The 11,340-nt window shown below is 70.2% G+C and carries 15 protein-coding genes and 1 pseudogene; 5 read left to right on the top strand and 11 right to left on the bottom strand.

Going from position 1 to position 11,340, the window contains the following annotated elements; translation table 11 throughout:
- Positions 1 to 39: 39 nt before the first annotated feature.
- The 3 genes from ACOJSN_RS21030 to ACOJSN_RS21040 all read right to left on the bottom strand — a co-directional run bounded on the left by ACOJSN_RS21030 (position 40) and on the right by ACOJSN_RS21040 (position 1,746).
- Entirely contained in the window at positions 40 to 408 is a 369-nt protein-coding gene (locus ACOJSN_RS21030) for a DUF3039 domain-containing protein (protein ID WP_420114433.1), read from the bottom strand.
- 142 nt (positions 409 to 550) lie between these two features.
- Entirely contained in the window at positions 551 to 829 is a 279-nt protein-coding gene (locus tag ACOJSN_RS21035) for an HU family DNA-binding protein (RefSeq protein WP_420114434.1), read from the bottom strand.
- 317 nt (positions 830 to 1,146) lie between these two features.
- Positions 1,147 to 1,746 (bottom strand): pyridoxamine 5'-phosphate oxidase family protein, encoded by a 600-nt coding sequence (locus tag ACOJSN_RS21040; protein ID WP_420114435.1) that lies wholly within the window; start codon positions 1,744 to 1,746, stop codon positions 1,147 to 1,149.
- Between the two features lie 162 nt (positions 1,747 to 1,908).
- Between ACOJSN_RS21040 and ACOJSN_RS21045 the strand changes: the two genes are divergently transcribed.
- A complete protein-coding gene (locus ACOJSN_RS21045; RefSeq protein ID WP_420114436.1) occupies positions 1,909 to 3,045 on the top strand; it encodes an acyl-CoA dehydrogenase family protein in 1,137 nt (378 codons plus the stop codon).
- A 30-nt stretch (positions 3,046 to 3,075) separates the two neighbouring features.
- Here ACOJSN_RS21045 and ACOJSN_RS21050 read toward each other — a convergent pair whose 3' ends face one another.
- On the bottom strand, positions 3,076 to 3,630 hold the full coding sequence (locus ACOJSN_RS21050; protein WP_420114437.1) for an AMIN-like domain-containing (lipo)protein: 555 nt from the start codon (positions 3,628 to 3,630) through the stop codon (positions 3,076 to 3,078).
- 277 nt (positions 3,631 to 3,907) lie between these two features.
- On the opposite strand from ACOJSN_RS21050, the gene ACOJSN_RS21055 reads away from it, so the two are divergent.
- From ACOJSN_RS21055 to ACOJSN_RS21065, 3 genes are all read left to right on the top strand, one after another.
- Positions 3,908 to 4,672 carry an ABC transporter ATP-binding protein gene (locus tag ACOJSN_RS21055; RefSeq protein ID WP_420114438.1) on the top strand — a complete coding sequence of 255 codons (765 nt, stop codon included), beginning with the start codon at positions 3,908 to 3,910 and terminating at the stop codon, positions 4,670 to 4,672.
- Between the two features lie 63 nt (positions 4,673 to 4,735).
- On the top strand, positions 4,736 to 6,085 hold the full coding sequence (gdhA, locus tag ACOJSN_RS21060) for an NADP-specific glutamate dehydrogenase (protein ID WP_420114439.1): 1,350 nt from the start codon (positions 4,736 to 4,738) through the stop codon (positions 6,083 to 6,085).
- 42 nt (positions 6,086 to 6,127) lie between these two features.
- Positions 6,128 to 6,340, top strand: coding sequence for a hypothetical protein (locus ACOJSN_RS21065; RefSeq protein WP_420114440.1), 213 nt, complete (start codon positions 6,128 to 6,130; stop codon positions 6,338 to 6,340).
- Positions 6,341 to 6,388: 48 nt separating this feature from the next.
- On the opposite strand, the gene ACOJSN_RS21070 is transcribed toward ACOJSN_RS21065, so the two are convergent.
- A complete protein-coding gene (locus ACOJSN_RS21070) occupies positions 6,389 to 6,745 on the bottom strand; it encodes a DUF488 domain-containing protein (protein ID WP_420114441.1) in 357 nt (118 codons plus the stop codon).
- Between the two features lie 5 nt (positions 6,746 to 6,750).
- Entirely contained in the window at positions 6,751 to 7,092 is a 342-nt protein-coding gene (locus ACOJSN_RS21075) for a cupin domain-containing protein (protein WP_420114442.1), read from the bottom strand.
- Positions 7,093 to 7,209: 117 nt separating this feature from the next.
- On the opposite strand from ACOJSN_RS21075, the gene ACOJSN_RS21080 reads away from it, so the two are divergent.
- Positions 7,210 to 7,605 carry a cupin gene (locus ACOJSN_RS21080; RefSeq protein ID WP_420114443.1) on the top strand — a complete coding sequence of 132 codons (396 nt, stop codon included), beginning with the start codon at positions 7,210 to 7,212 and terminating at the stop codon, positions 7,603 to 7,605.
- Between the two features lies 1 nt (position 7,606).
- Here the strand turns inward: ACOJSN_RS21080 and ACOJSN_RS21085 are convergent, their stop codons facing one another.
- The 5 genes and pseudogenes from ACOJSN_RS21085 to ACOJSN_RS21105 form a co-directional block, all read right to left on the bottom strand.
- The gene (locus ACOJSN_RS21085; RefSeq protein WP_420114444.1) at positions 7,607 to 8,524 is read right to left on the bottom strand and encodes an ABC transporter substrate-binding protein; all 918 of its coding nucleotides are present in this window, start codon (positions 8,522 to 8,524) and stop codon (positions 7,607 to 7,609) included.
- Positions 8,525 to 8,545: 21 nt separating this feature from the next.
- Positions 8,546 to 9,265, bottom strand: coding sequence for an ABC transporter permease (locus ACOJSN_RS21090; protein ID WP_420114445.1), 720 nt, complete (start codon positions 9,263 to 9,265; stop codon positions 8,546 to 8,548).
- Positions 9,262 to 9,948 (bottom strand): ABC transporter permease, encoded by a 687-nt coding sequence (locus tag ACOJSN_RS21095; RefSeq protein ID WP_420114446.1) that lies wholly within the window; start codon positions 9,946 to 9,948, stop codon positions 9,262 to 9,264. The genes ACOJSN_RS21090 and ACOJSN_RS21095 overlap by 4 nt, the downstream gene beginning before the upstream one ends.
- Positions 9,945 to 10,772: an ABC transporter ATP-binding protein gene (locus tag ACOJSN_RS21100; protein WP_420114447.1), complete on the bottom strand. Its 828-nt coding sequence runs from the start codon at positions 10,770 to 10,772 to the stop codon at positions 9,945 to 9,947. The genes ACOJSN_RS21095 and ACOJSN_RS21100 overlap by 4 nt, the downstream gene beginning before the upstream one ends.
- A gap of 80 nt (positions 10,773 to 10,852) precedes the next feature.
- A pseudogene (locus tag ACOJSN_RS21105) lies at positions 10,853 to 11,340 on the bottom strand (pyridine nucleotide-disulfide oxidoreductase); the annotation flags it as partial.

Here is an 11,340-nt window from a genome sequence, read left to right on the forward strand (position 1 = left end):
CATCCCCCGTCTCGTGCCGCCCGCCCTCGGGCGGCGGCGTCACCGGCGCGAGCCGAACCCGAACAGACCGGAGAACCCGGACCGACCCGAGCCGCCGCCGTCGGCGCCCCGGTCACCCGACCGGTCGCCGCCGCTGTTCATCGACTCGTAGATCTCCTTGCACACCGGGCACACGGGGAACTTGCTGGGGTCACGCGTGGGGGTCCACACCTTGCCGCACAGCGCCACGACCGGACCGCCGGTCACCGACGCCGCGGTGATCTTCTCCTTCTTGACGTAGTGCGCGTAGCGCTCAGCGTCGCCGGGAGCCGCTTCCTCGCGGGTCTCCTCCCGCTCCAGCACCCCGGTGGAGCCGGCAGTGCGCCGGTCAGGCTCGGTCGGTGCGCTGGGTGGAAGCGGTTCGGACATGCCTGCCAGTGTACGAATCTCCAGCGCTCGGTGCGACCCGTCGGCGGGTCGGTTGTGGATGGCCGGGCACAGCAAGGGCCCGGGAGGTTCGCTCCCGGGCCCGTGATGTCAGCGGCACGATGGCCGCTGGAGGTCAGCTGATTCAGCCAACGGCCTTCTTGAGGGCCGAGCCGGCCGAGACCTTGACGCCGAAGCCCGCGGGGATCTTGATCTCCTCGCCGGTGCGGGGGTTGCGGCCGGTACGAGCCTTGCGCTCGACGCGCTCCACGGAGAGCAGGCCGGTGACCTTGACGGCCTCGCCCTTGCCGAGGTTCTCGACGAGGACCTCCTGCAGAGCGGACAGCGCCTTGTCGGCGTCGGTCTTGGTGAGGCCGGCCTTCTCAGCGATCGCGGCCACGAGGTCAGTGCGGTTGACGGACACGTTTGTCCCCTTCTCTTCCACTTGATCGCTCCCCGATCGGGAAGCGCCGGAGCCGACATTACGACGAACCCGGGTCAACGCCACGCTCTGAGGGCGTGTTTTCGGCGTGTTTCCGCGGTTTGTTAAACCCATTGGCCCCGTTTGTCACATGTGTCACATCGGTCACGTGCTAGTGCTCGACGGCGGACGGTCGCCGGTGCGTTCGCCGCACCTTCTCGTTCGAGGTAATCGGGAGCCATGCGGTGGCCCCGCTATACCTCCACCCACGCCCAGCCGCACTGCGTCGAGGTAATCCAGGACCGCCGGATGGTCGTTGATTACCTCCACCCGAGGGTGGGGTCAGCGTGGCTGCGGGTCCAGTCCTCTGCGCCGCGCTTGAACTCGACCCGCGTGTGCTTGCGGTCGTGCGTGGCCTGCAGGAACTCGTACCGGGTGGGCTGGACCGCCCACACCTGCCAGTCGGGGTTGTCGGTGCCGTCGTAGCTGGGGCACTCGCGCCAGTCGGCCTGGCTGGCGGCGGCGTCGAGCGCGACGACGTCGCCCGTGACCTCGACCTGCCTGCCGAGAGGGCGCCCGAAGAACAACATGGTGGCGACGGGACGCTGCGCCAGGTGGATGCCCTTGCGTGAGGAGCGGGAGCTGGAGAAGTGCAGGCCGCGCCCGTCGATGTCCTTGACGATCAGGGTGCGGCTCGCGGGCACGCCGCCCTCGCCCACGGTCGTGAGCGTCATCGCGTTCGCCTGCCGCTCTCCCGAGGCGATCGCCTCGGTCAGCCAAATCAGGAAGAGGTCGTTCGGATCGCCTGGAACCGCTGCGGGGTCGAGGACCGGTAGTTCCTCGGGGAAGGTCGGCAGCGCTCGTAGCGTCTCGCGTAGATCTACGCCATCACGGTACGACTCCCCCGGTCGACGGCCCACCGTCGAGACCGAGGGCGGGGAGCACGGGATCGAAGGCCGCGCCCACGTGGGGCAGTGGCAGCGCCATCGAACACTCGCGTTCCGCGTCTCCTTCGAGCTGCCGCATCACGGCCCGAGCCTCAAGGATCCGAGTCGAGAGGAGGAGCGGACTACGGTCGGGCCATGGCATTCCTTGCTGATGACCTGCTGGCCGAGATCCACGACCGCGCCCCCGGCTACGACCGGGACAACGTCTTCTTCACCGAGGATCTCGAGGCCCTCAGGGCCACGGGTTATCTGTCCGCGCACGTGCCCGCCGACCTCGGTGGCGCCGGGCTGAGTCTGCTGGAGCTCGTGCGCGAGCAGTCCCGTCTGGCCGCGGCTGCCCCGGCCACCGCCTTGGCGACGAACATGCACCAGGTGTGGTGCGCCGTCGGGCGGGTTCTCCACGACCGTGGCGACGACTCGCTCGACTTCCTGCTGCGCGAGGCGGCGGCGGGCGAGGTGTTCGGGTTCGGGATCTCCGAGCGCGGCAACGACCTCGTGCTGTTCGGCTCAGCCACCAAGGCCGAGCCCGACGGCGGAGGCGGCTATCGCTATCACGGCACCAAGATCTTCACCTCCTTGGCACCGGCGTGGACGCGGCTGGGTGTGCACGGACTCGATGCGACCGACCCCGACGAACCCCGCATCGTCTACGGGTTCGTCACCCGCGAGGGCACCGAGACCAAGGACGACTGGGACACCCTCGGCATGCGGGCCACGCAGTCGCGCACCACGGTGCTCGACGGCGCGCACGCCCCCGCCGACCGGGTCGTGCGACGGCTGCCTCCCGGGCCGAACCCGGACCCGTTCGTGTTCGGGATCTTCGCGTGCTTCGAGCTGCTCCTCTCGGCCGTGTACGCGGGGATCGGGCAGCGTGCACTGGACCTCGCCGTGGAGACCGTGCAGAAGCGGACCTCGATGAAGACCGGTGAGGTCTACGCTCACGACCCCGACATCCGCTGGCGGCTCGCGACCGCCGCGATGAAGCTGGAGACCGCGATCACGCAACTCCACGCGGTCGCCGCCGATGTCGACGCTCAGGTCGACCACGGATCCCGCTGGTTCGCCAAGCTCTCCGCCACCAAGGTGCTCGCCACCGAGACCGCGAAGGACGTCGTCGAGGCCGCGATCCGCGTGAGCGGCGGCGGCTCCTACTTCGCGAGGAACGAGTTGAGCCGCCTGTACCGCGACGTGCTCGCCGGGCTGTTCCACCCGAGCGACGACGAGTCCGCTCACAGCACCGTGGCGAGCGCCCTGCTGGGCCCCCTCCCCTGACCCGGTACGTCCCCGTGGGTGCCGAGAGTGCTACCAGCGGTGGGCCACGTCGATCACGAGCCGCGTGTGGTCGCCGGGGCCGTCGAGCACGAAGACCCGGAACGGGAGCCTCGCGCGGACACCGAGAGCGATCGTGGTCTGCCCCTCGAACGAACCGGCGTAGGCCACCTGCTCGAACGTGCGGAAGCCGCTGACGTCGGCGAGTCGCGTGGTGCTCGCGGGGCGGAACGTGACGTGCCCGGCGCCGTCGTACACCGGGACTCGGAGCACGATCTGCAGGTCGGCGCCGCCCGCGACAGGCACCGGGCGGCCCGAGCCCTCCTGATAGACCGTGGTGACGTAGCGCAGGTCGTAGCCGTCGATGTCGCCGCGCACGTCGAGGACGAGCCGGTCGAAGCAGCTGTGCCGGCCGGCGCGAGCGTCGAGCAGCGAGGCGTTGTGGCTGTACCCGCGGTCGATCTTGGCCAGCGAGCCCCACGTGATGCCGCAGTACGGCGAGGCGGCCTCGGCGGGTGCCGCGGTCGCAGGAGCGATGAGCACAGCGCTCAGCAGCAGGCCGAGAACCCAGGCAATGGTGCGTTTCATGACCTTCCCCTGATGTGTCGGTGTCGCCCTCCGGCGGGCGGCTTGTGATCCGACGCTAGGAGCGTCGCCGGACAACGGGAAGAAGTCGCGTGGTCACCGTTCGGATACGTCCGAACCGTTGGGGTCGCGTCCAGCTGAAGGACACCGTGCACGCTCACGCTCCCCAGCCGGGTAGCGTGAGCAGGGTCCGGGCGCGCCCCTGTGCGGCGCCGCCCAGCCAGCGACCGATGACGAGCAACGCCCGCGGGGCCCGGTCCCGCGAGCCGAGGAGTGACCCGTGCCGACACTCAAGGCCAACGACCTCTACCTGACCTACGGTGACGGCTACATCTTCGACGGGCTGAGCATCGCGATCGACTCCGGCCAGCCGCCGGTCGGGCTGATCGGCCCCTCCGGAGTCGGCAAGACCACCCTGATCGCCGCACTGTCCGGGCAGCTCAAGGTGCCGAGGGGCACCGTCACGTTCGATGGCCGCCCGGTCAACCGGCTCCGCCTGAAGAGCAAGTCGGAGTTCAACGCCCGGGTGCGCGCGGTGTCGCAGTACTCGATGACCGTGTCCGACCCACGGCTGACCGCTGACCGGCGGCTGCGCGACGCGAAGAAGATCGCTCGCCGAGGCGGGCGCAGTCACGCGACGTTGGTCGAGGACATGCTCATCGCCGTCGGGATGGACCCCGAGGCCGGCTACCGGCCAATGCTCACGCTCTCCGGCGGTGAGCGTCAGCGCGTCGCCCTGGCGACCGCGCTCGCGACGCGGCCGGAGATCCTGCTTCTCGACGAGCCGCTGACCGCGCTCGACCCGCACAGCCGCGGCGCGATGGCCCGGCACCTGGGCGACCTGATCGCCCAGCTCGGGATCGGTGTGCTGCTGGCCTCCCACGACCTGGAGCTCGTCGAGCGCCTGTGCCCGACGGTCCACGCGATGGCCGACGGCACGATCGTCGCGTCGGGCGCGCTGAGCGAGATCCTCAGCGATCCGGAGAACGAGTCACTCAAGGAGCTCGCTGCTGCGGCACCGCTCGCAGTCCAGCGCTTCCGCTGACACACCTTGACCGCATGACCCACGCCGCGACCACCGCGGCACCCTGACCCACGAGGAGTACCCGTGCCCGAGCTCGACAGCCGCCTCCGCTCGACCTTCGAAGAGGTGCTCCGCCGCAACCCCGGCGAGCAGGAGTTCCACCAGGCCGTGCACGAAGTGCTCGCCAGCCTGGGTCCGGTCGTCAGCAAGCACCCCGAGTACACCGACGGCGGGATCATCCGCCGGCTCTGCGAGCCGGAACGGCAGATCATCTTCAGGGTGCCGTGGGTCGACGACCAGGGCGACGTGCAGATCAACCGCGGCTTTCGCGTGGAGTTCAACTCGGCGCTCGGCCCCTACAAGGGCGGGCTGCGGTTCCACCCGAGCGTGTACCTCGGGATCGTCAAGTTCCTCGGCTTCGAGCAGATCTTCAAGAACTCCCTCACCGGCATGCCGATCGGCGGCGGCAAGGGCGGCTCGGACTTCGACCCGAAGGGCCGCAGCGACGCCGAGGTGATGCGGTTCTGCCAGTCCTTCATGACCGAGCTCTACCGGCACATCGGTGAGTACACCGACGTGCCCGCCGGTGACACCGGTGTGGGCGGCCGTGAGATCGGCTACCTGTTCGGCCAGTACAAGCGGATCACGAACCGCTACGAGTCGGGCGTCCTCACCGGCAAGGGGCTGAGCTGGGGCGGCTCGCAGGTCCGCCCGGAAGCCACCGGGTACGGCCTGGTGTTCTTCGTCGATGAGATGCTCCGCAGCCGCGGGGAAGGCTTCGAGGGCGCCCGCGTGGTGGTCTCCGGGTCGGGCAACGTGGCGCACCACGCGATCGCGAAGGTGCACGAGCTCGGCGGCACCGTGGTGGCCTGCTCGGACTCCAGCGGCTACGTGGTGGACGAGCGCGGCATCGACCTGGAGCTGCTCCACGAGGTCAAGCAGGTGCGGCGCGCCCGGCTCCATGAGTACGCCGACAGCGCCGGCGGCGACGTGCGGTTCGTCAAGGGCGGCTCGGTGTGGGACGTCCCCTGCCGGATCGCGCTGCCCTGCGCCACCCAGAACGAGCTGGACGCCGACCACGCGAAGACGTTGCTGAGCAACGGCGTGGCGATCGTCGCCGAGGGGGCCAACATGCCGACCACGCCCGAGGCGGTGCGCGTCCTCGCCGAGGCCGGCGTCGGCTTCGGCCCGGGCAAGGCTGCCAACGCCGGCGGCGTCGCCACCAGTGCGCTGGAGATGCAGCAGAACGCCTCACGCGACTCCTGGACGTTCGACCACACCCAGGACCGGCTCGCGCAGATCATGCGCGGCATCCACTCCAGCTGCCTGGCCACGGCCGAGGAGTACGGCAGCCCCGGGGACTATGTCACCGGCGCGAACATCGCCGGGTTCACCAAGGTCGCGGACGCGATGCTGTCCCTCGGCGTGGTCTGAGGGGCACAATCGAGACCGTCCCGACCACGGCGGAGAGGTGCGATGCCGCAGAAAGCCGCTCCGCCGTCGTCGGCCCTCGCGGCGCTGCTGCGCTGGGAGGAGCGTGGTGGGACCTGGGCGGTGCTGAACCGCAGCCCGCGTGAACTGACGATCTCGCTGCGCACCTGCACGGCCGGCGAGGAGGTCGAACGACTGACCAGCGACGACACCGACCTCGCTGGTCACGTCGGCGACCGGGTGCGGAGCGAGGAGTGACCGCCCCCGAGAAGGTCGGCGGGAATCCGACGTGCGCCGCGCTGGGACCTACCGACGCCGGAGCACCTCGGCGAGCACGGCAGCCTCGCTGTGCTCGAGGTCCTTGCTCGCGGTCGTCAACGTGATCGGCCCGGCTGCGGCCATCTCGGCGAGGTGGTCGACGGCGTCGCTCGCTTCGTCGGTGAGCTCACCTCGGTAGCGCTCGGCGAACTCCACGAACCTGTCGACCTCATGCTGGTACCAACGCCGCAACTCGGTCGAGGGTGCAGCGTCGGGGAACCAGGTTCCCACGCGCGGGTCGTCCTTGCGCATGCCGCGTGGCCAGAGCCGGTCGACGAGCACGCGGGCGCCGTCGTTGTCGCCGACGTCCTCGTAGACGCGTGCTGTGCGGATCGTGCTGGACATCGCGCTCAGGTCGCGCGGGTGGCCACGGTCACGGTCAGCAGGATCGCGGAGTCCTCGAGCGCGTCGAGCCGGTGGCGCTCCGGGGGGATGATCAGGTAGTCGCCCGCCCGCCCCTCCCATGTGGACTCCCCCGCCGTGATCGTGACCCGCCCCGCCAGCACCTGGACCGTGGCCTCGCTGGGACTCTCGTGCTCGGCGAGCTCACCGCCGGCAGCGAGCGCCACCACGGTCTGCCGCAGATGATGATCGCGACCACCATGGATCGTGCGGCCGCTGCGCTGGGCGCTGCTGGCTCGCGCGGCGACGATGAGCTCCTCGACGACGGCGGTGAGATCGAGCGCATCCATCGGGTTCCTCTCGTTCGTCCCGGCCGCATCCGGTCCGCGTGATCCACGTGCAGGCCCTGGTGCCGAGACGAGCCAAGCACAGATCGGGCTGCGCATCCAGGCGCGATGATGGTCGGCATGGGCACCGATGACGCACTCGACACGACCCGGCTACCGCGCGTGGTGCTGGACGAGAGCGAGATGGCCGACGCCGTCGACGACCCCGAGGCCGCCGGCGCGGTGTGGCGGCTCGAGCCGAGCGACCGGGAGCTCGACGCCAACCTCATCGCGCTTCCCGCCGGTGACGGGATCGCCGAGCACGCTGGGGCCGACGTCGACGTCCTCATCCACGTGATCGCCGGTTCGGGCACGCTGCGCACGGCTGCCGGAGAGATCGCGCTGACGCCCGGCCAGATCGTGCACCTGCCCCGCCGGGCACGCCGCGCGATCCTGGCCGGGCACGAGGGCCTGCGCTACCTGTCCGTGCACCGGCGCAAGGAGACCAAGCCCCTCATGCCCGCCGTGCCTCAGTGACTCAGAGCAGCCCGTTCTCCTCCAGCCAACCGCTCGCGATGTCCGCGCTCGAGAGCTGCTCTACCGTGCTCTGCGCGTTCAACGCCACGAGGTCGTCCGCGGTCAGCGCCGCACTGATCGGGTTGATGACCTCGGCGACCTGGTCGGCGATGTCGCTCGAGACGATCGGCACCACGTTCGAGGACAGGATCATGTTCTCCGGGTCCTCGAGCGCGACGATCTCGCCGGTCTCGAATGCCGGGTCGGCCGAGTAGATATCGGCGACCTGGATCTCACCAGCCTGGAGCGACTCCAGCGTGGTGGGGCCGGTCGCCGAGAAGGTGAGGTCCACGCCGTAGACCTCCGCGGCCGCAGCGGGACCGTAGGGGCGCTGCTCGAACTCGGGAGCCGCGCCGATGGTGAGCTCCTGGTCGACATTCGCAAGGTCGCCGATCGTGGTGAGGCCGTTCTCTTGCGCGAACGACGCGAGCACCGTGTAGGTGTCCTGGTCCGAGGCCTCCGCGAAGTCGAGCGCGGTGAGCTGCTCCGGCAGGGCTTCCTGGAGAGCGGCGTAGACGTCCTCCGGGCTGGTGGCGGTGGCCTCGGCGTCGAGGAACTCGAGCAGGTTCCCGGTGTACTCGGGGAACACGTCGATCGCGCCGGACTCGATCTCCGGCATGTACGCGTCACGCTGGCCGATGCTGAACTGACGCTCGACCTCCAGGCCGGCGCCCTCCAGCGCTTGCGCGTAGATCTCGGCGACGATCTCGTTGGAGTAGTACGCCTGCGAGCCCACGACGATCGCGCCGCCGGCATCCTCCGAACCGGCATCGGTCGGGTCCTCGAGCGGGTTGTCGTTGGAGCACCCGGCGAGTGCCAGGGAGGCGGCGAGCACGGCGCCCGCGGTCAGCGTCAGGCGTGAGTGGCGTGCGGTGAACATGAGGTTCCTCTCGGTGGGGACTCAGGACGATGAAGCAGCGGATGCCGCGCGGCGCTCGCGCCGTGCGGAGGAGTGGACGCGCAGCCCGGTCGGGACGGCAGCGCGTTGGGCGGCGGCGAGCAGGAGGTCGACCACCAGCGCCAGCACGGCGACGAGGATCGCCCCGCCGAGCACCTGGTCGAACCGGCGCAGCGGGATGCCCTGGATGATCGGCCAGCCGAGCCCGCCGAGGTTGACGTAGGCCGCGATCGTGACGGTGGCGATCACCTGCAGCGTGGCCGACCGGAGCCCGCCCACCAACAGCGGAAGCCCCAGCGGCAGCTCGACCTTCCAGAACACCTGCCGCTCGGTCATCCCCGTGGCTCGCGCGGCATCGATGACGCGCCGGTCGATCGCCTGGAGCCCGGTGTAGGCGCCGGCGAGCAGCGACGGGATCGCCAGCAGCACGAACGTGACCACGGCGGCCTCGGGGATCCGCAGCACGCCGAACAGCAGCACGAGCAGCACCATCAGACCGAACGACGGCACCGCGCGTGCCGCCCCGGAGAGCGCCACGGCGATCTCGCGGCCCCGGCCGGTGTGCCCGATCAGCCATCCCGCGGGGACGGCGATCAAGGCGGCCACCAGCACCGACACGATCGTGTAGAGCAGGTGCTGGCTCAGCAGCGTGGGCAGCGCGTACGCTCCCTCGAACCGGTCGGGCGAGGTCAGCCACGCGAAGGCATCGGCGAAGAGGTTCATGCAGCGGCTCGCAGGGGCAGGCGTGTGCGCCGCGCGGCAGCGCTGGTCTGCTTGGCGCGGGTCCACGGCATGGCTAGGCGCCCGGCGAGCACCAGCAGCAGGTCGATGAGCAGCGCGATCACCACGACCGCGAGGACTCCGGCGCCGACCTCGGCCACGATGCGGCGCTGCAGTCCGTTCTCGAAGAGGTACCCGAGGTTGGTGACGCCGATGAGGATGCCGACGGTCGCGAGCGAGATCGTGCTGACGGCAGCCACGCGCAGACCGGCGAGGATGACCGGACCGGCGAGCGGGAGGTCCACGGTCCAGAACCGCCGGACCCCGCCGTAACCCATCGCCGTGGCGGACTGCCGCACGGCGCTGTCGACCGAGTCGAGCCCATCGGCGACCGAGCGCACCAGGATCGCCACGGCGTAGATCGTCAGCGCCACCACCAGGTTGGTCTCGCTGATCGCCGAGTAGCCGAGCACCGCGGGCATGAGGATCAGCAGGGCGAGCGAGGGGATCGTGTAGAGCAGACCGGTCAGCAGGATCACGGGCCCCCGCACCAAGCGGTACCGCCAGGCGACCCAGCCCAGCGGCAACGACACGGCTGCCCCGAGCACGATCGCGATCACGCTCTGGCGCAGGTGTACTGCGGTCAGGTCCAGGATCAGCCCGACGTTGTCGAGGACCCAGTTCACGGAACGGCACCATCCTCGACGAGTGCGCCCTGCGTGCGGCCTTCGGAGTCCACGAGCACGCGCCCGTGCGCGGTCTGCTTGATGTGCAGGGCACGCCGGCCGCGGTCGACGCCGATGAACGCGGACACGAACTCGTCGGCGGGGTTCTCGATGATCTCGCTGGGGCTGCCGACCTGCACAACGCGGGCGCCCTTGTCGAGGATGACCACCTGGTCCCCGAGCAGGAACGCCTCGTCGATGTCGTGCGTGACGAACACGACCGTCTTGTCGAGCTCCTGCTGCAACCGGATCAGCTCCTGCTGCAGGTCCGCGCGCACGATCGGGTCCACCGCGCCGAACGGCTCGTCCATCAGCAGGATGTTGGGATCGGCCGCGAGCCCTCGGGCCACGCCTACGCGCTGCTGCTGGCCACCGGAGAGCTGGCTGGGATACCGCTCGGCGAGCTCCTGGTCGAGCCCGACGACGTCGAGCAGCTCCCGGGCACGCGCGTGCGCCGCCGGCTTGGCGGTGCCGACCAGGCGAAGCACCGTGGCGACGTTGTCGATGACCGTGAAGTGCGGCATCAGACCGGAGTTCTGCATCACGTAGCCGATGCTGCGCCGCAGCGCGACCGGGTCCTGGCCGAGCACGCTCTCGCCGTCGATCTGCACATCACCCGCGGTCGGTTCGACCATCCGGTTGATCATGCGCAGCAGCGTGGTCTTGCCGCAGCCGGAGGACCCGACGAAGACCGTGGTGCGGTGCGAGGGCAGCACGAGACTGAAGTCCTCGACGGCGAGCGTGCCGTCGGCGAACTGCTTCGTCACGGACTGGAACTCGATCATCGGGACCTCTCCGGTCGGTCGGGAGCCACGTCGTCCACCCTTGCACGGATCACCGACACTCGCTCTCTCGGGCCGCTCCGTCAGGCGCTCTCGCGGCCGTACCCCTCGAGCAGCCGCAGCCAGATCTCGCTCACGGTGGGATAGGCGGGAACGGCGTGCCAGAGTCGCTTGATCGGGACCTCGCCGACGACGGCGACGGTGGCGGCCTGCAGCAGATCGGCGACGTCGGGGCCCACGAACGTCGCCCCCAGGATCACCCCGCGCGCGGTGTCGACGACGATGCGCGCCTGGCCGGCGTAACCGTCCTCTCGCAGGCTCGAGCCCGCGATGGCGCCCAGGTCGTGGTCGACCACGCGGGTCTCGTATCCGGCGTCGGAGGCCCCTGTTGCGGTGAGTCCGACCGAGGCCACCTCCGGCTCGCCGAACACGACCTGCGGCACGGCGGCAGCATCGGCCGTGGCTACGTGGCGGCCCCAGGCCGCGTCGTCGACGCCTCCGCCCGTGGCGCGCGCGACGATCACGTCACCGGCGGCGCGGGCCTGGTACTTGCCCTGGTGCGTGAGCAGCA

Origin of the sequence: Pseudactinotalea sp., from assembly GCF_048594945.1 — a bacterium.
In the GTDB taxonomy this organism is placed as follows: Bacteria; Actinomycetota; Actinomycetes; order Actinomycetales; family Beutenbergiaceae; genus Pseudactinotalea.